This is a genomic window from Nonomuraea antimicrobica, from assembly GCF_039536965.1.
GTDB classification, from domain to species: domain Bacteria; phylum Actinomycetota; class Actinomycetes; order Streptosporangiales; family Streptosporangiaceae; genus Nonomuraea; species Nonomuraea antimicrobica.
The window spans coordinates 132,561-152,944 of the sequence record NZ_BAAAZP010000049.1; the positions used below are offsets into that span (position 1 = coordinate 132,561).

The following is a 20,384-nucleotide window of genomic DNA, read 5'->3' on the forward strand; positions in this document are numbered from 1 at the left end:
CGCTCAGGTGTCCTTCTTCTTGTTGGACTCCTCGCGGCTGGCGGGCGGGTCGTAGGTCTTCACCGGTGGCGGCGGCGTCCAGCTCCTGCCGGGGTTGCGGGGCGGGGTGACGATCGTCGTCCTGGCCGTCTTGAGCCAGTTGTAGCCCTTGATGCCCAGGCGTTCGAGCTCTTCCTCGTCCATGTTCTCCATGCCCTGGTCGACGTCGAACGACATCACGCCGACCTTGGCCGTGGCCGTGCCCTTGGTGCCCGGCTTTAGCGTGACCTGGAAGTTCAGCCAGTCGGTGTCGCCCTTCTCCAGCCGCAGCGGGCCCCAGCACCAGAACCAGCGGTCCTCCCAGGTGCACTTGGTGCCCTTGGGGCCGCCCCATCGCAGGGGGCGGCGGAGGGGAACGACGCGTTCTTCAGGCACGACCCCGTCCGGGAGCGGCCCGGCGAGGTGAAGGCCAGGCGCAGGCGGGCGGTCCTGGTCGCCGCCAGCCTCGTCGTCGCGCTGGTCCTGGCGGGCGGCGTCCTGTATCTGGGCCCCAGGGCGCTCGGCGACCGATCCTCGGGCAATGAGACGGCGGCCCAGGCGACCACCTCACTCACCCCCACGGCGACTGCCACGCCGCCCTCGACTCCGACTCCGACGCTCGCCCCGACGTCGAATCCGGGCCCGGCCTCGGCCGTCCCCACCGCCGTGCCGCCTCCCGCGCAGGTGCAGCAGGCGACGGTGCCGGTGCTGGGCAAGCAGGACGGTTCGTCGCTCAAGGGCCACACCAAGGGCGTCCAGACGCTGTCGGCCGTCCCGATGGGCGCCAAGACGTGGCTGGTCACCGGCGGCCAGGACGGCCGGGTACGCCTATGGGACCTGGCCGGGCACAAGTCACTGGCCACGATGAAGGGCCACAGCGAGGAGGTCTACGCCGTCGCCTCCATGATGAAGGGCAAGACCCCCGTGGCCGTCTCCGGCGGCTACGACGGCAGCGTCCGCCTGTGGAACCTCAAGACCCGCAAGGGCAAGGTGCTCGGCCGGCACGGCGACGCCGTCTACGCGGTCGCCCTCACGAAGGTCAAGGACAGGTACGTCGCGGTCACCGGCGACGCCGACGGCTACCTGAAGTTCTGGGACCTGGACAGGCGCAGGGCCACCGGCAGGACCATCCGCGCCCACCGCAAGCCGGTGAACTGGCTGCAGGCCACCCACCTCGGCGATCGCGCGGTGGCGGTCTCGGCGAGCGAGGACGAGACCCTGCGGCTGTGGGACATCTCCAAGCGCAAGCAGTACGGCAAGACGTACAAGGGGCACACGAAGGGCGTCTACTCGGTCGCCGTGTCGAAGGTGGCCGGGAAGACGGTCGTGGCCTCGGGCGGCAAAGACGGAAAGATCAGGATCTGGGATCCGAAGAACGGCAAGACCCTCGGCACCATGTCCGGCCACAAGAAGATCGTCTACTCGCTGTCCTTCGGCAGGATGAGCGACCGTAGCGTCCTGCTGTCGGGCGGCACCGACGGCACGGTACGGCTCTGGGACCCCGAGACCCGCAAGGCCCTCGGCAAGCCGGTCAAGGCCCACAAGAGCGGCGTGTACGCGGTCGGCATCGTCCCCGTGGACAAGGGCGTGGCTGTCGTCTCGGCGGGCAAGGACAAGCTGGTCAGACTGTGGAAGGCCGAGGACGCGGCCGCCACGGGCCCGTGAGGCTTCCTGCTAGGAGTTCCTGACCGGCTCGAAGATGGCGTGGTGGGCCGCCACGAGCGCGCGGCGTACCGCACGGTCCAGCTCGCGCAGCGCGGCGCCGCGGGCGGCGGCCTGGCCCGAGGTGAGGCCGCGCTCGTCGGCCAGGCGCAGGACCGCCGCCAGCCGCGTGGCCAGCGCGGAGACCCGGTGGGCGCGGCCGGGATAGCCGGGCGCCAGCTCCCCGCCGCGCTCCATCCGTTCTGGGCGGGTCTGCGCGGGGCCGTCGACGGACGCCAGGGTCTCGGTGGCCGAGCGCATCGCGTCGGACAGCTCACGTTCGGCCTCGGACAACGACGGCAGGTCATGGCGTACGGGCCCGGAGTCGTGCACGTCCAGGCGTACCCCGACATAGGACGACCCACGCCGGTCCGGCTGCGGCACCAGCCCGAGGTTGCGCTCGGCGAGCACGGCGATCGCGGCCTGACCGGCGTCGACCGCGGCCGAGTTGAACGACGGCGGCCCCGACAACCCCAGCGGGTCTCCGGGCGCGGGCAGGGCCAGTCGCAGCTCGCGCAGACCGTCGGAGCGGAGGTTTGCGAGGTATTTACGCAAGGGGACCTCGCCCGCGACGGCGGGTCCGCCGATGGCTTCCACGTGGTCAGCCGCCTCGTCGAGCCCCACGTGGCCGGACAGCCACGCGTTGCCCCAGGCGACCAGGGACGGACAGACAGGCGATTCAGGGCGCACCGATCCACGATAAGCGCTCGCCCTGCAATAGGTTTGTCCCGAGGGTGACTCCTAAGGAGGTATCGGGGATGGGTGGTCAGGTGCTGCGGCTCCAGGACGTCGCCGTCAGGCGCGACGGAGCGGCCCTGCTGCGCGGCATCGACTGGACGGTCAACGAGGACGAGCGGTGGGTCGTCATCGGTCCCAACGGTGCGGGCAAGACCACGTTGCTGCAGGTCGCGGCCACGTTGCTGTACCCGAGTGAGGGTCTGGTCGAGGTGCTGGGTGAGCGGCTGGGGCAGGCCGACGTGTTCGACCTGCGCCCCAGGATCGGGCTGGCGAGCGCCGCGCTGGCCGAGCGCATCCCGCCGGACGAGAAGGTCATCGACCTCGTCCTGACCGCCTCGTACGCGATCATGGGCCGCTGGACGGAGGAGTACGACTCCAACGACGTGACCAGGGCTGTCGAGCTGATCGACATGATGGGCGCGGCCCACCTGATCAGGCGGCGCTTCGGCACGCTGTCGGAGGGCGAGCGCAAACGCGTACAGATCGCCCGCGCGCTCATGCCCGACCCCGAGATGCTGCTGCTCGACGAGCCGGCGGCCGGGCTCGACCTGGGCGGCAGGGAAGACCTCGTGCGCCGGTTGTCGGTGCTGGCCGGCGACTACCGTGCGCCGACGCTGGTGCTGGTCACGCACCACGTGGAGGAGGTGCCCAGCGGGTTCACGCACGGGCTGCTGCTGCGGCACGGCTCGGCCGTGGCCCAGGGGCCGCTCGAACACGTCATGACCTCCGACAACCTCTCCCAGACGTTCGGCGTGCCGCTCTCGCTGGAACGCGGCGCGCAGGGCCGCTGGTACGCGCGCGCTCACTGATCGGCCCGCGCGCTCATTGGATCGCCATTTATGCCGTTAAAAGACGCCCAAAGGTAAAAGCAAATAGGATCCACGGAGTCGGTTCCCTCGGCTTCGGAGCGTCGCCATGTCCGTCGAGCAGCTCATCGTCGCCCTCGTCGTGGTCGCGGCGGTCGGCTTCGGGGTGGCCCGGACGATCCGCATCATCCCGCAGGCCACGGCCGCCATCATCGAACGCCTGGGCCGCTACCACCGCACGCTGACCCCCGGGCTGAACCTGGTGGTGCCCTTCATCGACCGCATCAAGGACCTGATCGACCTGCGCGAGCAGGTGGTGTCTTTCCCGCCGCAGCCGGTGATCACCTCCGACAACCTGGTGGTGTCCATCGACACCGTCATCTACTTCCAGGTCACCAACGCGAAGGCGGCCACGTACGAGATCGCGAACTTCCTCGTCGGCGTCGAGCAGCTCACCGTCACCACGCTGCGTAACGTGGTCGGCGGCATGGACCTGGAGCGCACGCTGACCTCCCGCGAGGACATCAACACCGCGCTGCGCGGCGTGCTGGACGAGGCGACCGGCAAGTGGGGCATCCGGGTCAACCGGGTCGAGCTGAAGGCCATCGACCCGCCCGCGTCCATCCAGGACTCGATGGAGAAGCAGATGCGCGCCGACCGTGACAAGCGCGCCGCCGTACTGGCCGCCGAGGGGCAGCGTCAGGCGTCGATCCTGGCCGCCGAGGGCGACAAGCAGGCGGCGGTGCTGCGGGCGCGCGGCGAGGCGGAGGCGGCCGTGCTGCGCGCCCAGGCGGACGCGGAGGCGCAGGCCATGCGGGCCAAGGGCCAGGCGGACGCGATCGGCATGGTGTTCAAGGCCATCCACGAAGGGCGGCCGGACCAGCAGCTTCTGGCCTACCAGTACCTGCAGACCCTGCCCGAGATCGCAAAAGGGGACGCCAATAAGATCTGGATCGTCCCATCCGAAATGGGCAAGGTCCTGGAAAGCCTGGGCGGCCTCTTCACACCCCCCAAGGACCGGGACACCCGGTGAGAAACCTGCTGAACGGACTGCCGCCGAAGCCTTGACCGGGCACGACAGCGGCGCGGCGGTCCGATCGGGAGGGGTTCGTGACGGGGTGGGAACTGGCCGTGGTCTGCGCCGCCGGGCTGGTGGCGGGCGCCATCAACGCGGTGGTGGGGTCGGGCTCGCTGATCACGTTCCCCACGCTGGTGGCGCTCGGCGTCGATCCCGTCACGGCGAACGTCTCCAACACGGTCGGCCTCGTACCGGGGTCCTTCACCGCCGCGTACGGCTACCGCGTCGAGCTTGCGGGCCAGCGTGAGCGCCTGATCCGGCTGGGTGCCGCCTCCGCGCTCGGGGCGCTGGCCGGCGGGATCCTGCTGCTGTTCCTGGACCCCGCCGTGTTCGAGGTGGTGGTCGTGGCGCTGATCGCGGTGGCCTGCGTCCTGGTGCTGGCGCAGCCCAGGCTCAACGGGTGGATGGCGGCGTTGCGCGAGGAGCCCCGTCAGAACGGGGGCGTGGCCCTGTGGCTGGGAGTGCTGGCCTCGGGCGTCTACGGCGGGTACTTCGGGGCCGCCCAGGGGGTGTTGCTGATCGGATTGCTCGGCATCTTCCTCGACGACGGCCTGCAACGGGTGAACGCGGCCAAGAACGTGCTCGCGCTGACCGTCAACGGGGTGGCGGCGGTGCTGTTCGCGCTGGTCGCGGACGTGGACTGGGCGGCCGTCGCGGGGGTGGCACTGGGGGCGATCGCCGGCGGGTTCGCGGGGGCCAGGCTGGGCAGGCGGATCCCGGCTCCCGTGCTGCGGGCGGTCATCGTGTGTGTGGGGATCACGGCGATTATCGCACTGGTGTACGGATAAGTCCTGATGGGTATAACCCTGGCATGAAAGGTGACCGGGTGGAGATCGTCATCGACGCGGGCGGCACGTCGCCCCGCACCTACGAGATCACGGCCACTCGCGCCGGCCGGCGGGTCGAGGTGGACACCCGCCGAGGGCTCGTGGAGGTGAGTGAGGTCACCCGCAGCGGCACGCCGGTGCGTACGGCCCGCTTCATGTCCAGCCGCATCCTCGCCCTGGTCGAGCACCCCGCAGACGAGGCGCCGCCCGCCCCTTCAGGGTGAGGTGCGGCAACTCCCCTCAGCGGAGATCAGCGGAAATCAGCGGAAGTCGGCCGCGTGGTCGAGCGCCCATTGGCGGAAGGTCAGCGCCGGGCGGCCGAGGAGGCGCTCGACGGTGTCCGTGGCCCGCTCCGGGTTCGTCACGAAGCTCTCCCAGGTCTTCAGCGCGGCGTCCACGAACGCCGGGTCTCCCCAGGCCGCCATGAGCTGCTCGCGGGCCTCCTCCGGCGGCTGGTCCTCCCAGCGCACCTCGCGTCCCGTGGCCTGGCCGATCACGCGGGCCTGCTCGGCCTGGGTCAGCTCGTCGGGGCCGGTGAGCGCGTACGCGGCTCCGTTGTGCCCCGCCGAGGTGAGGACGTGCACGGCCACCGCCGCGAGGTCCCTCTCGTGGATCAGCGCCCGCGACGCCGCCCCGTACGGCCACCGCACCACGCCCCGCCTGACCTGCTCCGCCCACCCCAGCGTGTTGGCCGCGAAGCCACCGGGCCGCAGGAACGTCCAGCCGAGCCCGGAGCGCCGGATGAGCCGCTCGATCTCCTGGTAGTGGGACGGCGCCCCGTCACCCTCGCCCACCGCCGCCGACAGGTACACCACCCGCCGCGCGTGCGCCGCGATCGCCGAGACGACCTCTCCGGCGTTCCCGGCGGAGAAGCCCGGCCACAGGAGGAACACGCTCTCCACATCCCTCAGCGCGGGCTCCAGAGTCTCGGGGACGTTCAGATCGCCTCGTACGGCCTCCACCCCCGCCTGGACCTGCTCGGGACGCCTGGCGAACGCCCGCACCGCCAGCCCCGCCCCGGCGAGCTGGGACACCACATGCCTGCCCACGTTGCCGGTCGCGCCGGTCACGAGAATGCTTCCCATGGCGTCGACCGTAGGACCTCAATCGAACTTCAGGTCAACCCCGGCCGCACCTGGATCGTGCCGTCCCGCCGGATCCGCGTCTCGAACACCGGCGCGGGAGCGGTCGCGGGCCCGTGCTTGACCGAGCCGTCGGCCAGCCGGAACGTACTGCTGTGCCACGGGCACACCACGCACGCCTCGCCGTCCTCCATGACGAGCCTGCCCTGGTGCAGCGGGCCCGCCAGGTGGGGGCACCGGTCGGCCAGCACGGTCACGCCGTCGCCCTGGCGCAGCACGAAGAGCTGGATGTAGCCGAGCCGCCGCGACACCGGCCGGCCCTCTGGCAGGTCCTTGAGCGCGCACAGGTCGTGCCAGCCCAGCGGCACCAGATGCGTGACCTGCGGCGCGTGGTTGGCTCCCGCGGCCTGCCGGTAGGCCAGGTGACCGCCGAGGTAAGCGCCCATCCCGCCGACGGCCAGGCCCGCGAACGACAACATCCGGCCGGGCCGCTCGTGCCCGCGTACGCGCGCCAGCAGGGAGGCGGCGAACAGGCCGAGCGCGGTCGTGTTCGCCAGCATGTGGACGAACCCCACCCGCTGCTGCTCGCGGTGCAGCGAGGACCAGTCGGTCAGCCCGGCCGCGGCCGTGGGCAGCGCGTTGACCAGGCCCGTGGCCAGCAGGAGGCGTGCGGCCCGCGGGTCGGCGTCGGCCAGGTCCAGCACGGCGGTGGACAACCAGCAACCCAGGCTGACCGTGGCCAGCGGCGGATGCATGGGCTCACCCAGGGGGACACCGTGCAGCAGGTCGCGGAGCCTGCCCCGGGGCAACCGCCGGCGTACGACCTTGGCCAGCTCTCTGATCGGCCGATCCATGGCCTTGGACTTCTCGAGCCGGTCGGCGATCGCGACCGGCCCGCCAAATCCCCTCAATTGCCGACGTCTCGCTCGTACTGTCTCTTTCACGACAAGTCACCTACCCCGGCCTAGAGGGGATCACTCGGACAGATGACCCCTGGCCACGGAGAGGTCCACCAGCTCCAGAGCGTACGCGCCGAGCGACGGCGAGCCCTCCTCGATGATCCGTACCTTCTCCCTGACCTGCGCGGCCGTCACCTTGAACAGCGGCCACGTGCCGCCCTCGGTGTGGTGGTTGGCCAGGATCGGCGCGAAGCGGTCGAGCGCCTTGGCGAACTGGGCCTCCGGCGTCTGCCTGGCCTCGAACTCGTCCCACAGCTCCCGCAGCCACGCCCCCTGCTCCGCGGGCAGCAGGCCGAAGATGCGATCGGCGGCGGCCCGCTCGGCGTCGGCCTGGCGCGCCACCTCCACCGGGTCGTAGATGAACGTGTCACCCGCGTCGATCTCCACCAGGTCGTGCACCAAGAGCATGGCCACCACCCGTTGGAGGTCGGTTCCGGGTGGGGCATGCTCTCCGAGGACCATCGCCAACATGCCGACGTACCAGGAGTGCTCAGCGGTGTTCTCCCGCCGTGAGCCGTCGATGAGATGGTTGCGGCGGATGATCCGCTTCAACTTGTCGATCTCGATGGCGAAGGCGATCTGGGCGTTCAGGCGGTCCTCTTCTGGCGCGATAGTCACGCGCGACACCCTAATGTGCGGTGATCACCCCGGTTGGTGAAATCGTGACCGGAACTCCGTTGAACACTGCGTTACCAGTTGGGGTTTCAACGGTGCCGTCGCCGCTCCCGGGGCCGCGAGGGGAGCGGGTCCCGGTGCGGGCCGTGGGCATGGGGAAGCCCCGGAGCCCCCGCGGTCTCCGGGGCTTGCACCCCAGGGAATGGCGTGAATTCCCTGGCTCGGTGGGTGGGCCGTCAGCCCATCTGGGGCAGTGCCACCTTCCTGCGAAGATCGGGCGGCTCCTCGAGGTCGGGTCTCAGCGGGACCCAGGATCGGCGGCCGTACAGGCGGTCGAGGCCGGGGGAGGTCGTCCCGGGGGCCTCGTCGCGCCTGACGATCTCCACGATCAGGAACTGGGCCCGGCGGTGGTGCCGGTAGACGTTCACGTTCCTGGCCCAGCAGGCGGCCGCGATCTCCTCCGCGTACGCCTCGAACTCCTCGGCGCTGATGCCGGCCCTGGCCAGGATCAGCGCCTTCTCGCCGGTGACCGTCGGCGTGATCCACAAGATCAGCGGGATGCGTCCTGACCTGGTGTGCATGGTGGTCTCCAGGCAGACCCGCTGCAGGCGGTGCCGGGAGACCACGCACCAGAAGTGGGCGGCGATCCAGTTGCGGCCGACCCTGGTGGCGGCGGGCACCGAGACGGCGCTGGTCAGCAGGACGAACGGGAGCCACCGACCTTCGTGCGCACCGCTCAGCAGGGCCAGCGTGAACCCGGCGGGCACGGCGAGCAGGAGCAGTTCGGTACGCGCCCGCCAGAGCCTGACCAGCGCCCCGCCACCGCGGACGGCGGGCAGGTCCTCGTTGGCCGGGTAGATCTGGTTGCGTGGGTTCCTCGGCACGTCAGGACACCTCCTCGCTCACCCTGCGTGGCGCGCGGAGCTGGTCGAACCGCGGGTCTCGGTAGCGACGGGAGCCGAAGCCCGTCTTCGTCACCGTCCAGCCCACGCGGTAGGCGAACTCGTCCGGTTCCACGCAGATTTCGTAATCGGCGGAGGCGATGAGTTCCTGGATCCAGGACTTGATTCGGCTGAGTCCCTTGGTACCTTGTGTGTACACAGAAGACCCCTTTCGCGGCAATTTAGAGGTGGCTTCTTTGGCCGGTCCGACGGCTGATGGCCGGTCTCGCCGCAGGGTGGCAGCCCATATGCGGCGAACTGGCGGTCAGCCTCGGTCCGGCTTTTCACGCGCTCGAATGAGCGGATTCGCGCTGTTTTCCTCAGGCGATGACGGTGTCCTTCCGGCAAGTGGCCTCCCTGGGTTGGATGTTCGTTTCCGGGACGGCGACGTTGCCGGGGACGCGCTCTTCGACTGGGCGCGCGATCATGGGCGGAAGGCCCGAAGTGTACGGCCGTGTCGTCATCTCCGGCCTCCTCACCTCTCGGTAACCCTCCTGCTTCCGATCGTGCCCCTTGGCGATCCATGCTGCAATACTTCAAGCAAGGGAAGATTTAAGTTTCTTCGCCGGTTGCCATGCAACTTGCACGAAAACTGTCGGCGCGTGATGGGGAGCCTGTCCGGTTCCGAGACTCTTCGCGTAGGTCGTCCTTGCTCCTGCGCTCTTCGCGTGAAAGCCTTCGAGCAAGGCTGTGCGGCACAACGCATGCAACTTGCAGTGTAAGATTGGACGAACGGCCCAGAAAGCTGGGGTCCAAACGAACCCTTACGGCTACACCTTCATTCCCGAGAAGGAGAGTGGACGGTGCCAACGCAGCAGGGCAGTCCAACAGTACGGCGGCTTCGGCTGGGTCAGGAGCTGCGTTTCCTCCGGGAGCGGCGCAAGCTCACGGGGGCCAAGGCGGCCACGGCGCTCGGCTGGTCCCCGAGCAAGGTCAGCCGGATCGAGGCGGCCAAGACCATGCCCAGCACCGATGACATCAAGGCGCTGGCCAAGCTCTACCGCGTCGACGGGGAGAAGCTTGACGAGCTCTTCGGTTTCCTGCGGGATGCGGCGCAGCGGGGGTGGTGGGAGGATTATGAGGACTCCCTGCCCGAGGAGTACACAAGATTCCTCGGGCTGGAGGCTGAGGCGACATTCCAGCGCAACTGGGAACCCCAGGTGGTGCCTGGCCTGCTACAGACCGAGGATTACGCCAGAGAGGTGATCCTGGCCACTCGGGGCATCGCGCGCATCACGCACAGCGGTGTCAGGAGCCGGGTCGAGGCCCGGCTCGACCGGCAGGAGCGTGTGCTGCACAGGGCCGAGCCCTGCGCTCTCACCGTGGTGCTCGACGAGTCGGCCCTGATGCGCCGCTTCGGTGAGCCGTCGGTGATGCGGGAGCAGATGGAGCATCTCCTGGAGATCTCCGATCTGCCGCACGTGAGTGTCCGGGTTCTCACTCTAGAGTCACTTCATCCGGTTAACACCGGTGCGTTTATTCACCTGAAGTTCTCCGCCTTTGATGATGTTGTGTACCTAGAACAGTTGTATACTGCTCACTTCGTCGAAGATCTCGAACGGGTGGCCGGATACGAAACGGCCTTCGATCACATCCGGTCGGAGGCTCTGGACGAGGACGAGTCGCGTGTTCTCATCCAGCGAAAAGCCATGCTGTGGCGACGCTGAGCGACGAAAACCTCAGAAAGGGGCAATGGTGCCCCTTTACGCTTTTGGGGAGAAAATGTACAACCACACCAAGACGGCAGCCTGGCGGAAGAGCACCTTCTGCAACGGCGCGGCGACATGCGTCGAGGTTGCCCCCCTGGCCGACGGCAACGTCGCCTTGCGGGACAGTAAGGTGCAGGACGGTCCCGTCCTCGTCTTCACGCCGGAGGAGTGGGCCGCCTTCACGGCCGGGGTCCGTAGTGGCGAGTTCGATCAGGCCGCGCTCGTGGCCGGAGCATAGATGAACGGCCCTGGCGAGTTGCTGGCACAACCTTTCAGGGCCGTTCGCATGGAGGCATGGCGAACCTCCGGATTTTCCAGCTCTCCCCGCAGGATCGAGCACGGAATACCCGCACATCATGGCACACTCGCCACCATGTTGATCAACGTGTCGGCGGCCTTTCGCGTGCGCATTCGACCGGTTTTCGCGAAGGATTTTCTATTCACGGCCGCATGAGCTGAAAACGTTGTATGTCATCTCCCCAGATCGTAGGAAGAATCACGGCCCGCGCCCTTCGTGAGAGGCGCGGGCCGTCTCTCGTGTCCCGGCGGTCGACGGGACAGGGGCCGGGTCAGGTCAGGCCCAGGCCGCGGGCCACGCCCTGGCCGAGGTCCTTGTGGATGTTGTCCCAGTACTCCACGACCCTCTTCTTCATGTCCGCCGTGACCTCGGGAGCCGAGGCGTGGCCGACGATGTTGCCCACCAGGTGCTCGCGGTCGGTCTCGGACAGCACGTTCTCCCAGAGGGCGCGCGGCTGGCCGTAGTCGTCGTCCTCGGCGTGCAGGACGTACGCCGAGCGGATGATCTCGCCCGTGACGTCGTAGTTCTCACCCTCGTACAGAGAGGGAGCGGCGACAGGACCACCGGCGGAGTTGGGGGCGTACACCGGGTCCTGCGGGTTGCGGTAGGCCATCGGGCCGTCGGCGTTGTAGGAGTGGACCGCGTTGCGCGGCTGGTTGATCGGGAGCTGCAGGTAGTTGGGCCCGATCCGGTAGCGGTGGGCGTCGGGGTAGGAGAACAGGCGGCCCTGGAGCATCTTGTCGGGGGAGGCGCCGATGCCGGGCACCAGGTTCGACGGCTCGAAGCCCGCCTGCTCCACCTCGGCGAAATAGTTGTCGGGGTTCCGGTCGAGGGTGAACCTGCCGATCGTGATCTCCGGGTAGTCGCTGTGCGGCCACACCTTGGTCAGGTCGAACGGGTTGAACCGGTAGCCTGCCGCGGCCTCGAACGGCATGATCTGCACGTTGACCGTCCACGATGGGTGGTCGCCGCGCCTGATCGCGTCGTACAGGTCGCGGGTGTGGTGGTCGGGGTCGGCCGACTGCAGGGCGGCGGCTTCGGCGGTGGTCAGGTTGCGGATGCCCTGCTCGGTCTTGAAGTGGTACTTGACCCAGTACCTTTCGCCCGCCGCGTTGTACCAGAGGAACGTGTGCGAGCCGAACCCGTGCATGTGCCGCCACGTGGCCGGGGTGCCCCGGTCGGTCATCAGGAACGTGACCTGGTGCGCGGACTCGGGCGACAGCGTCCAGAAGTCCCACTGCATGTTGTGGTCGCGCAGATGGTTGTCGGCGCGGCGCTTCTGGCTGTGGATGAAGTCGGAGAACTTCTGCGGGTCGCGGATGAAGAAGATCGGCGTGTTGTTGCCGACGATGTCGTAGTTGCCGTCCTCGGTGTAGAACCTGATCGCGAAGCCGCGCGGGTCGCGGGCGGTGTCGGCGCTGCCCAGCTCGCCGGCGACGGTCGAGAAGCGCAGGAAGAGCGGCGTCTCCGTGCCCTTCCGGAACAGCTTGGCCTTGGTGAACTGGCTGACGTCCTCGGTGATCCGCAGTACGCCGTGGGCGCCCCCGCCCTTGGCGTGCACCACCCGCTCCGGCACCCGTTCCCTGTTGAAGTGGGCCATCTTCTGGATCAGGTAGTGGTCCTGCAGGAGCAGCGGGCCATTCGGGCCGACGGAGAGCGAGTGGTCGTCGCTCGGAGCGGGGATGCCCGCGTCGTCGGTCGTTACGGGCCTGGTCGTCATGGCACGGTCCTCCGAATGATCATTTGTGGTGCGGGCAGGCGCCCATGACGACCAACTTACGTCCTTAACTTGAATGACTCAAGTTAAGGAGTCACTCAGGTTTAGAGGGCAGCGGGTGCGCGGCGGACCAGGAAGATCGAGCAGAGGCCCGCGACCACCGCCAGGCCCGCCATCGCGATCGACGTCGTCAGCGGGGCCGACGCCGAGGAGGCGGCGCTCTGGTCGAGGGTGATGAACAGCGTGCCCACCGTGGAGACGCCGATGACCTGACCGAGCTGCATCACGGTGAGCAGCGCGCCGCTGGCGTCGGCCGCGTACGCGCCGTCCACCCGCTCGGTCGCCAGGTTGGTCACCGCGACCTGCACGCCCAGGCCCGCGCCGACGAGGGCGCTCATGACCGCGTACGGCACCCCGCCGCCGGCGGCCAGCCCGAGGCCGAGGTAGGCCGGTGCCGCCACCACGTAGCCGAAGGGCACCAGCGAGCGCTGCAACCGCGGCGGCAGGCGCGGCCAGGCGAGCCCGACCACGCCGAAGGCGAGCGCGCACGGCACCATCATCAGGCCGGAGGCCAGCGGCGTCAGGTGCAGGTCGCCCTGTAGGTGCAGGGCCGAGGTGAACAGGAACGCGCCCCACGTGGCCGGGCCGAACAGCAGGATCGCCAGCCCCGGCCGCATGCCGGGCGCGCGCAGCACCTGGGCGTCGACCAGCGGACGCCCGCCCCGGGAGGTCACCCACCGCTCGACGCGGACGAACGTGACGAACATCACCACGCTCAGCCCCATCGAGACCCAGCCCCACAGCGGCCAGCCCAGCTCGCGCCCGAGCACCAGCGGCACCACGAAGAGCAGCACGGCCGCCGACAGGGTCACCAGACCCCACGGGTCGAGCCCGGTACGCCCGCCGCCCGAGTCGGCGGGCAGCACCCGGAGCCCGGCCACCAGCAGCAGCGCCCCGATCGGCACCAGCACCAGGAACACGATCCGCCAGCCCAGCCCCAGGCCCAGCAGGATCCCGCCGAGCGCCTGGCCGACCACGATGCCTCCACTGATCATCAACGACCACAGCCCGATCGCCCGCCCGCGGGCCGCGCCCTGGTAGTTGCGCTGGATCAGCGTCAGCACCTGGGGCATCATCATGGCGGCCCCGGCGCCCTGCAACAGCCTGGCGGCCACCAGCCAGCCGGTCGTGGGCGCCAGCCCCGCGGCGAGCGTGGTGACGGTGAAGACCGCCAGGCCGCCCAGAAACGCGGTGCGATAGCCGAACAGGTCGCCGACCCTGGCTCCAGTGATCAGAAGCACGGCGTAGACAATGGTGTAGCCCGCCACGATCATCTGCAGCCCGGCGCCGGAGGAGCCCAGGTCGGACTCGATGGTCGGGGTGGCCACGTTGACGATGTTGACGTTCAGGATCGCCAGGAACTGCCCGATGAGGATGATCGCCAGGAGCAGGCCGCTGGACTTGGGGGTTTCCCGCGGCTGGGTGCCCGCGGGAGGGATGAAGGCGGCGGTTTGCGACATGCTCAGCAGTCTGCCGGGCCTCCAGTACCAGTAACGAGAGCCCCTTTATACTGGTATTGACGGTAACTGACTAAATTCAGTTACTTCCCCCATAGTGGAGTTGTGAGGGTGGCTGAGGAAAGACGTACGGATCTGTCGGCCTTCCTGCGCTCCCGTCGCGAGCGGATCACGCCGGAGATGGTCGACCTCGCGCCGGGGCCGCGCAGGCGTACCCCGGGGCTGCGCCGCGAGGAGGTGGCCCAGCTCGCCGGCGTGGGCGTGACCTGGTACACGTGGCTGGAGCAGGGGCGCCCGATCAACGCCAGCTCGCAGGTGCTCGACGCGATCGCGCGCACGCTCAGGCTCGACAGCGCCGAACGCCACCACCTCTACCGGCTGGCCGGGCAGGTGGCCGACCCCATGCCGGTCGACTCGGGCCAGGTGACGCCCGAGATGCAGGAGATCCTCGACCGGCTCGGCGACATACCCGCCTGCGTCACCAACAGCCGGTCCGACACCCTGGCCTGGAACGACGCGTACGCCACCCTGTTCCCCGAACTGGTCGCCGCCGCCGAGGGGGAGCGCAACTCCCTCTGGCAGGCGTGCGTCAATCCCGCGCCCACGACGCTGCTGCTCGACCGCGAGGGGGAGCTGGCGCGGGCCGTGGCGGTGTTCAGGGGCGCCTACACCCGGCACGCCGACGACCCCTGCTGGCAGGACTTCGTCCGCCGGCTCTGCGCCGAGAGCGCCGAGTTCGCCCGGCTGTGGGCGCGGCAGGACGTGGCGGAGCCGGGGCCGCGGGTCAAGGAGTACAAGCACGTCAAGCACGGGATTCTGCGCTTCAGCACGACCAGCCTCACGGCGCTGCCCGAGCTCCGGATGATCGTCTACACGCCGATGGACGACGAGACCCGTAGGGCTATGTCCAAACTCAGGGGAACTGCACGGTAATACGCCTCCATGGCATGCTCGATCCTTGAAAGTCAGGTTCGAGCAGAAGTGGCGGTAGATGAGACTCCCCCGTGCCCTCCCGGTGGTCGCTGTGGTCGCGTCGCTGGCGGCGTGCTCCCCTGCGCCGGAGCGGGAGCCGCTGCGCCGGCCGGTCGCGTCCTCGACGGCCGACGCGCGTACCGAGCAGCCGACCCCGGAGCCGTCGCCGACTCCGGAGCGCAAGCCGTTCACCATCGCCTTCGGCGGTGACGTGCACTTCGAGGGGATCCTGCGCCCGCGGCTGGCCGATCCGCGCACGGCGCTGGGACCGATCGCGAGCGTGCTGCGCAAGGCCGACTTATCGATGGTGAACCTGGAGACCGCGATCACCACCGCGGGGACGCCGGCGCCGGGCAAGCAGTACACGTTCAGGGCGCCGGCCAGCGCGCTCACCGCGCTGAAGGGCGCGGGGGTGGACGTCGCCTCCATGGCCAACAACCACGGCATGGACTACATGGAGAGCGGGCTGGCCGACTCGCTGGCGGCGGTCAAGCGCAGCAAGTTCCCCGTGGTGGGGATCGGGGAGGACGCGGCGCAGGCGTACCGGCCCTTCCGCAGGACGGTGAACGGCAACCGGGTGGCGATCATCGGGGCCACCCAGGTGCTGGACGCCGAGTTCATCCAGTCGTGGACGGCCACGGCGGACCAGGGCGGCCTGGCCTCGGCCAAGAACGAGGCGGCGCTGCTGCGGGCCGTACGGCAGGCGCGCAAGAACTCCGACACCGTCATCGTCCACCTCCACTGGGGCACCGAGATGCAGAAGTGCCCTAACGAGGCGCAGCGCTCGCTGGCCCCCAAGCTGGTCGAGGCGGGCGCCGACGTCGTGGTCGGCGGGCACGCGCACATCCTGCTCGGCTCGGGCTACCTGGACGACGCCTACGTCAACTACGGCCTGGGCAACTTCGTCTTCTACAACTCCAACCCGGCCACCACCGGCAGGACCGGCGTCCTGACGCTGACCATCAACGGGCGGAAGGTTCTCAAGGACACCTGGACTCCGGCCACCATCCAAGGGGGTATCCCGATACCGATGACGGGGTCGGCCAAGACCAGCGCCGTGACGGACTGGAAGGCACTGCGCTCCTGCACGGGGCTGGCCGCGCGACCCTGATCGATCCAGTCTACTGGACAGATCGTCCAATAGGAGGTCGTGATGCGGTGGGTCGAGTCCGGTGACGTGCGGCTGGCGGTCTTCGAGGAGGGGGAGCCGGGCAGGCCGGTCGTGCTGCTCCTGCCCGGCCACCCGGACACCCGCCGTGCCTGGGACGAGGTCGCGGCGCTCCTGCGTGACCGTTTCCGCGTCGTGCGTTACGACGTACGCGGGGCGGGGGCGTCGACGGCCCCGCGCGACCGGCGCGACCACGGCTTCGACCGGCTGGTCGCCGACCTCGGCGCGGTGATCGACGCGAGCGGCGCTGCCCGTGTCCACCTGGTCGGGCGCGGCTGGGGCTCGCCGCAGGGGTGGGAGGCGCTGGCACGGGCGGGGATCCGGGACCGGCTTGCCTCGTTCACCGGTCTGGGCGGGCCGGGGCTGCGGCAGGCGGGCGGCTTCACGCGGCACGGGCGGTGGCGCGACCTGTGGCTCAACCGGCGGAACACACTCGGCACGCTCGGCGACCCGGGCCTCGATCCGCGCGTGCCCGACGTGCCCGTGCAACTCGTCGCGGCCACCCGCACCCCTGCGCTGCTGGAGGTCGTGGGACGCTGGATTCCCAGGCTCCGGCGGCGCACGATCGCGGCCGGGCACTGGGCGCACCGCAGCTACCCCGAGGCCGTGGCCGGCGTGATCGCCGAGTTCGTGGACCACGTGGAGGGCGCGGCGGCGTGCCGGGCGCGGGCCGAGGGCGCGTTCGGCGGCCGGCTGGTGGTGGTCACCGGCGCGGGGTCCGGGATCGGGCTGGCGACGGCGCGGGCGTTCGCGGCGCACGGGGCGGAAGTGGTCTGCGCGGACATCGACGGGGACGCGGCGAGTCGGGCGGCCGACGCCATTGGCAAAGATCTTCACGGTACGGCCCACGCGGCGCGGGTCGATGTGGCGAACGCCGATCAGATGGAGGACTTCGCGCGAAATATCATCTCCGAATATGGCGTGCCGGACATTGTGGTGAACAATGCCGGGATAGCGATCGTTGGAGCGTTCTTCGGTCACACGCTCGACGACTGGCGCAGGACCATCGACGTCAATCTGTGGGGCGTCGTCCACGGGTGCCGTCTGTTCGGTGCGGCCATGGTCGAGCGCGGGGAGGGCGGGCACATCGTCAACGTCGCCTCCGTGGCCGCGTTCGTGCCGTCCCGGCCGTTGCCGGCGTACTCGACCGCCAAGGCCGCCGTGAAGATGCTCAGCGACTGTCTCAGGGCCGAGCTGGCCGGTCAGGGCATCGGGGTCACCGTGGTCTGCCCGGGGTTCGTCTCCACGGGGATCGCGCGCAACGCCACGTACATTGGTGATGGCGCGGGTGGCGGTATGCGTGAGGGGGCCGTACGCGGGCTCGCGCGGCGCGGTTACCCGCCCGAGCGGGTGGCCGCGCACATTCTTCGCGCGGTGTGGAGAAATCAGCCGGTCGTTCCGGTGAACTTGGAGGGGAAAATCGGGTATGCCCTGTCGCGGATTTCGCCCCGAGCGATGCGCGGGCTGGCCCGATTGAGCGCGCTCGCGGGAAATCCGAGAAGTGGAGGGTAATGAACGCCCAAACGGGAGAAGATGAATCCGTGTCCACGCCGCAAATCGACGACGAGTGCGTCCACCCCAAAGCCCTCAGGCGGCAGCCCGCACAACGCCGCAGCGCCAGGCGCGTCGAGCGGATGCTCGACGCGTGCGCCGAACTGCTCGACGAGAGCGGATACGAGACCCTGTCCACCACGCGCATAGCCGAGCGGGCGGACGTCGCGATCGGCTCGGTCTACCAGTTCTTCCCCGACAAGCGGGCCATCACGCAGGAGCTCACCCGGCGCAACGTCGAGGAGTTCGTCCGCAGGGTCGACCGCCGGTTCCTGGAGGAGGACTACCGCGGCTGGTGGGAGGCCGTCGACGCGATCATCGACATCTACGTCGACATGCACAGGACCGTCGCCGGCTTCAAGAGCCTGCACTTCGGCGACGTCGTCGACCTCAACCTCCTCGACTCCGACTCCGACAACAACACGGTGATCGCGGGTCGGCTGCGCGGGCTGTTCCTGACGGAGTTCGGGCTGGCCGACAGCTCCACGCTCGACCTCGCCGTGCTGGTGGCCGTGGAGGCGGGCGACGCGGTGCTGAAGCTGGCCTTTCGCCGCGACCCCGGCGGCGAGCCCGAGATCATCGACGCGGCCAAACACCTGATCAGGGGCTTCCTGTCCCGCCAGCTCAAGTCGTGGTCGCCGAGGTGAGCCTCATTCGTAGAGTGCCACGGTCGGGGTGCCGGGGCGGCGGTCGTACTCGGGGGCGTCGGCCCACACCCTGACCCGTACGGTCAGCATGCCGTCGGCGGCCGGCGGGTGTGCGGAACCGTGAGGGTGACCTTCTTGGCCTCCGGCCAGGCGACGCTCTTCGAGGTGATCAGCCGGCGCTCAGCGTCGTTCGTGAGAGCGCGACGGACGTCGGTGCGGGCCCCACGAACGTGGGCGGAGTCCACGCGTAGACCTCGAACCGCCACGTCTGCGAGGTCTCCTGACCCGCGTCGGCGGGCGCGTCCGGCCGTTTGACGGTGAATATCACGCGCTCGGTGTCCGCGGGCAGGGTACGGCGTGCCGCACATGCCGAGTTCCCGCGCCGAGAAGGCGTCTACGACAGACACCCCTCAGCATGAAGCCGCCCCTCCCGAGTCGGGGCGCTTTCTAGGGGTCGTTGCAACACGGTGATCAGCCACTGGCTGCAGTCAGCATAACGAGCGCCTGGGTTTCCGAGTTACCTCCTGTTGCGGAACGCGGAAACCCAGCGCCCTGCACCAGGGAGATCGGCCGGCGTGGGCAGCACCAAGTCAACAGGGATATCATCCCCGGCCTAGAAGCGTTCTGCGTGCTCGCCCACCCACTGAGTGAACGTACGCGCTGGATGGCCGGTCACCCGTTCGACAGTGTCGTCTACAGTCGTGGAGGAGTCGCTGGGCGCGGCATACCAGCCGACGACATACTCGGCGTCTGCCTGAGACACACCGGTGGCCATCAGCCTGTCGACGGCCTGTTCGTGCGTGATCGGCTCGAAGGCGATGTCGCGGCGGATCGCCCGGGACAAAATCGCGATCCGCTCACGCGGGGTCAGCGATTCGGGTCCGGTGAGGTTGTAGGAACGCCCCGCATGGCCATCGTCGAGCAGCGCGACGGCCGCCACGGCCGCGATGTCGGCCTCATGCACCAGCGCACTGGGAAGGTTGTACGGCTCCCGGACCACCCCCTCAGCTCGAATCGATTCGGCCCAGGCCAACGTGTTGCACATGAACTCTTGTGCTTCCAGACGTGTCCATTCCACGCCCGAGTCCGCAACGGCCTGCTCGACCGGCCCCACCCAGCCACCCCATAGCACGGTGATGCGCCGAACACCTGCGGCGACCGCCCGCTGGACCAACTCGGGCCCGACCTCTGCGAGCCCTGCCGTCACCGTGATATGCAGCCGGTTGACGTCATCGAGTGCGGCGTCCAACCTCTCCGGTGCCGTGTGCGTGCCGGTCACCAATTCCACCTCGGCCGGAAACCTTCCCGCAGCCGCAGCCGGATCCCGCGTCAGCGCCCGAACGCGCTCTCCTCGGCGGACAAGCTCTGCCACAACGTGCCGGCCGGTGTTCCCGGTGGCACCCGTCACCAATGTCGTCACAATCGAGCTCCTTTCGTCACGGATGACCCTAGAAACTCAACTGCGCTTGAGGTCAACAAACCCGCCCAACTCCCTGGTCAGGCGCAGGCCGCCAGGAGTCCCGCGAGGCGCTCGACCGGAGTATCCCAACCGAGCGCCTTCCGAGGCATGGTGTTCAACTCGGCGGCGACGGCGTCGAGGTCCTTGCGCGTGTGAACCGACAAATCGGTGCCCTTTGGGGAAGTACTGGCGCAGCAGGCCGTTGGTGTTCTCGTTGGAGCCTCGCTGCCATGGGCTGGCCGGATCGCAGAAAGTAGAGGGGTACGTCAGCGGCGACGGAGAACTCGTGGTGGCGTTCCATCTCGCTACCCTTATCCCAGGTCAGGGAGCGCTTGAGATGGGCTGGCAGCGTGGCCAAGATGACGCCGTAGTCGCCGGAGACCCACACGCCCTCGAACAGGAACGGGCGCGGGCGGTCGGGCATCTACCTCTGCCGCGACGTCGGCCAAGGATCGGATGGCCAGTTGCGGCGCGCGCTCTACTCTGCCGTCGTCTCGTCGGCGGCCTGGTCGCGCTCCTCGTCGGCGCCGCCGGCGGGCTTGCCGTACGTCTCAGCCCAGCTCACAGCGTCACCTCCGGCA

General features: G+C 69.2%; 22 protein-coding genes and 1 pseudogene. 11 read left to right on the forward strand and 12 right to left on the reverse strand.

Annotated features, from left to right (window positions below):
• Positions 1-3 precede the first annotated feature (3 nt).
• Positions 4-414 (reverse strand): hypothetical protein, encoded by a 411-nt coding sequence (locus ABD844_RS13805; protein WP_344876748.1) that lies wholly within the window; start codon positions 412-414, stop codon positions 4-6.
• A gap of 27 nt (positions 415-441) precedes the next feature.
• Between ABD844_RS13805 and ABD844_RS13810 the strand changes: the two genes are divergently transcribed.
• Positions 442-1,683 carry a WD40 repeat domain-containing protein gene (locus tag ABD844_RS13810; RefSeq protein WP_344876750.1) on the forward strand — a complete coding sequence of 414 codons (1,242 nt, stop codon included), beginning with the start codon at positions 442-444 and terminating at the stop codon, positions 1,681-1,683.
• Between the two features lie 9 nt (positions 1,684-1,692).
• On the opposite strand, the gene ABD844_RS13815 is transcribed toward ABD844_RS13810, so the two are convergent.
• The gene (locus tag ABD844_RS13815; RefSeq protein WP_344876752.1) at positions 1,693-2,409 is read right to left on the reverse strand and encodes a hypothetical protein; all 717 of its coding nucleotides are present in this window, start codon (positions 2,407-2,409) and stop codon (positions 1,693-1,695) included.
• A 68-nt stretch (positions 2,410-2,477) separates the two neighbouring features.
• Between ABD844_RS13815 and ABD844_RS13820 the strand changes: the two genes are divergently transcribed.
• From ABD844_RS13820 to ABD844_RS13835, 4 genes are all read left to right on the forward strand, one after another.
• The gene (locus tag ABD844_RS13820; RefSeq protein ID WP_344876754.1) at positions 2,478-3,266 is read left to right on the forward strand and encodes an ABC transporter ATP-binding protein; all 789 of its coding nucleotides are present in this window, start codon (positions 2,478-2,480) and stop codon (positions 3,264-3,266) included.
• Between the two features lie 106 nt (positions 3,267-3,372).
• Positions 3,373-4,296 (forward strand): SPFH domain-containing protein, encoded by a 924-nt coding sequence (locus ABD844_RS13825; RefSeq protein WP_344876756.1) that lies wholly within the window; start codon positions 3,373-3,375, stop codon positions 4,294-4,296.
• A gap of 77 nt (positions 4,297-4,373) precedes the next feature.
• On the forward strand, positions 4,374-5,129 hold the full coding sequence (locus ABD844_RS13830; RefSeq protein ID WP_344876758.1) for a sulfite exporter TauE/SafE family protein: 756 nt from the start codon (positions 4,374-4,376) through the stop codon (positions 5,127-5,129).
• Between the two features lie 23 nt (positions 5,130-5,152).
• Positions 5,153-5,392 (forward strand): hypothetical protein, encoded by a 240-nt coding sequence (locus ABD844_RS13835; protein WP_344876760.1) that lies wholly within the window; start codon positions 5,153-5,155, stop codon positions 5,390-5,392.
• Between the two features lie 36 nt (positions 5,393-5,428).
• Here the strand turns inward: ABD844_RS13835 and ABD844_RS13840 are convergent, their stop codons facing one another.
• The 5 genes from ABD844_RS13840 to ABD844_RS13860 all read right to left on the reverse strand — a co-directional run bounded on the left by ABD844_RS13840 (position 5,429) and on the right by ABD844_RS13860 (position 8,841).
• On the reverse strand, positions 5,429-6,253 hold the full coding sequence (locus ABD844_RS13840; protein ID WP_344876761.1) for an NAD(P)H-binding protein: 825 nt from the start codon (positions 6,251-6,253) through the stop codon (positions 5,429-5,431).
• 29 nt (positions 6,254-6,282) lie between these two features.
• Positions 6,283-7,161 (reverse strand): Rieske 2Fe-2S domain-containing protein, encoded by an 879-nt coding sequence (locus ABD844_RS13845; protein ID WP_344876763.1) that lies wholly within the window; start codon positions 7,159-7,161, stop codon positions 6,283-6,285.
• A gap of 63 nt (positions 7,162-7,224) precedes the next feature.
• On the reverse strand, positions 7,225-7,836 hold the full coding sequence (locus tag ABD844_RS13850; RefSeq protein WP_344876765.1) for an HD domain-containing protein: 612 nt from the start codon (positions 7,834-7,836) through the stop codon (positions 7,225-7,227).
• A gap of 224 nt (positions 7,837-8,060) precedes the next feature.
• Entirely contained in the window at positions 8,061-8,708 is a 648-nt protein-coding gene (locus ABD844_RS13855) for a hypothetical protein (protein ID WP_344876767.1), read from the reverse strand.
• Between the two features lies 1 nt (position 8,709).
• Positions 8,710-8,841: a hypothetical protein gene (locus ABD844_RS13860; RefSeq protein ID WP_344876769.1), complete on the reverse strand. Its 132-nt coding sequence runs from the start codon at positions 8,839-8,841 to the stop codon at positions 8,710-8,712.
• A 727-nt stretch (positions 8,842-9,568) separates the two neighbouring features.
• Between ABD844_RS13860 and ABD844_RS13865 the strand changes: the two genes are divergently transcribed.
• The gene (locus tag ABD844_RS13865) at positions 9,569-10,432 is read left to right on the forward strand and encodes a helix-turn-helix domain-containing protein (RefSeq protein WP_344876771.1); all 864 of its coding nucleotides are present in this window, start codon (positions 9,569-9,571) and stop codon (positions 10,430-10,432) included.
• A 55-nt stretch (positions 10,433-10,487) separates the two neighbouring features.
• Complete coding sequence (locus ABD844_RS13870) at positions 10,488-10,712, forward strand: DUF397 domain-containing protein (protein ID WP_344876773.1); 225 nt, start codon at positions 10,488-10,490, stop codon at positions 10,710-10,712.
• A gap of 331 nt (positions 10,713-11,043) precedes the next feature.
• Here ABD844_RS13870 and ABD844_RS13875 read toward each other — a convergent pair whose 3' ends face one another.
• Both ABD844_RS13875 and ABD844_RS13880 read right to left on the reverse strand, forming a co-directional pair.
• Positions 11,044-12,492, reverse strand: a complete 1,449-nt coding sequence (locus tag ABD844_RS13875; RefSeq protein ID WP_344876775.1) for a catalase — start codon at positions 12,490-12,492, stop codon at positions 11,044-11,046.
• Between the two features lie 101 nt (positions 12,493-12,593).
• Entirely contained in the window at positions 12,594-14,009 is a 1,416-nt protein-coding gene (locus ABD844_RS13880; protein WP_344876777.1) for an MFS transporter, read from the reverse strand.
• Positions 14,010-14,117: 108 nt separating this feature from the next.
• On the opposite strand from ABD844_RS13880, the gene ABD844_RS13885 reads away from it, so the two are divergent.
• The 4 genes from ABD844_RS13885 to ABD844_RS13900 are packed head-to-tail and all read left to right on the forward strand — an operon-like array spanning position 14,118 to position 18,344.
• Positions 14,118-14,939, forward strand: coding sequence for a helix-turn-helix transcriptional regulator (locus ABD844_RS13885; protein ID WP_344876779.1), 822 nt, complete (start codon positions 14,118-14,120; stop codon positions 14,937-14,939).
• Positions 14,940-14,997: 58 nt separating this feature from the next.
• Positions 14,998-16,089 carry a CapA family protein gene (locus ABD844_RS13890; RefSeq protein ID WP_344876780.1) on the forward strand — a complete coding sequence of 364 codons (1,092 nt, stop codon included), beginning with the start codon at positions 14,998-15,000 and terminating at the stop codon, positions 16,087-16,089.
• 42 nt (positions 16,090-16,131) lie between these two features.
• A complete protein-coding gene (locus tag ABD844_RS13895; RefSeq protein ID WP_344876782.1) occupies positions 16,132-17,658 on the forward strand; it encodes an SDR family NAD(P)-dependent oxidoreductase in 1,527 nt (508 codons plus the stop codon).
• 29 nt (positions 17,659-17,687) lie between these two features.
• Positions 17,688-18,344, forward strand: coding sequence for a TetR/AcrR family transcriptional regulator (locus ABD844_RS13900; RefSeq protein WP_344876783.1), 657 nt, complete (start codon positions 17,688-17,690; stop codon positions 18,342-18,344).
• 169 nt (positions 18,345-18,513) lie between these two features.
• Here ABD844_RS13900 and ABD844_RS13905 read toward each other — a convergent pair whose 3' ends face one another.
• From ABD844_RS13905 to ABD844_RS13915, 3 genes and pseudogenes are all read right to left on the reverse strand, one after another.
• Complete coding sequence (locus tag ABD844_RS13905) at positions 18,514-18,672, reverse strand: hypothetical protein (RefSeq protein ID WP_344876785.1); 159 nt, start codon at positions 18,670-18,672, stop codon at positions 18,514-18,516.
• A 285-nt stretch (positions 18,673-18,957) separates the two neighbouring features.
• Positions 18,958-19,764, reverse strand: a complete 807-nt coding sequence (locus ABD844_RS13910) for an NmrA family NAD(P)-binding protein (protein ID WP_344876787.1) — start codon at positions 19,762-19,764, stop codon at positions 18,958-18,960.
• A gap of 77 nt (positions 19,765-19,841) precedes the next feature.
• Positions 19,842-20,158, reverse strand: a pseudogene (locus ABD844_RS13915) (IS30 family transposase); the annotation flags it as partial.
• Between the last annotated feature and the right edge of the window lie 226 nt (positions 20,159-20,384).

Excerpts from the sequence above, each read along its gene's own strand:
- ABD844_RS13840 (WP_344876761.1), bottom strand. The coding sequence starts at position 6,253 with ATGGGAAGCATTCTCGTGACCGGCGCGACCGGCAACGTGGGCAGGCAT.
- ABD844_RS13895 (WP_344876782.1), top strand. The coding sequence starts at position 16,132 with ATGCGGTGGGTCGAGTCCGGTGACGTGCGGCTGGCGGTCTTCGAGGAG.
- ABD844_RS13880 (WP_344876777.1), bottom strand. The coding sequence starts at position 14,009 with ATGTCGCAAACCGCCGCCTTCATCCCTCCCGCGGGCACCCAGCCGCGG.
- ABD844_RS13825 (WP_344876756.1), top strand. The coding sequence starts at position 3,373 with ATGTCCGTCGAGCAGCTCATCGTCGCCCTCGTCGTGGTCGCGGCGGTC.
- ABD844_RS13820 (WP_344876754.1), top strand. The coding sequence starts at position 2,478 with ATGGGTGGTCAGGTGCTGCGGCTCCAGGACGTCGCCGTCAGGCGCGAC.
- ABD844_RS13835 (WP_344876760.1), top strand. The coding sequence starts at position 5,153 with ATGAAAGGTGACCGGGTGGAGATCGTCATCGACGCGGGCGGCACGTCG.
- ABD844_RS13870 (WP_344876773.1), top strand. The coding sequence starts at position 10,488 with ATGTACAACCACACCAAGACGGCAGCCTGGCGGAAGAGCACCTTCTGC.
- ABD844_RS13890 (WP_344876780.1), top strand. The coding sequence starts at position 14,998 with ATGAGACTCCCCCGTGCCCTCCCGGTGGTCGCTGTGGTCGCGTCGCTG.
- ABD844_RS13875 (WP_344876775.1), bottom strand. The coding sequence starts at position 12,492 with ATGACGACCAGGCCCGTAACGACCGACGACGCGGGCATCCCCGCTCCG.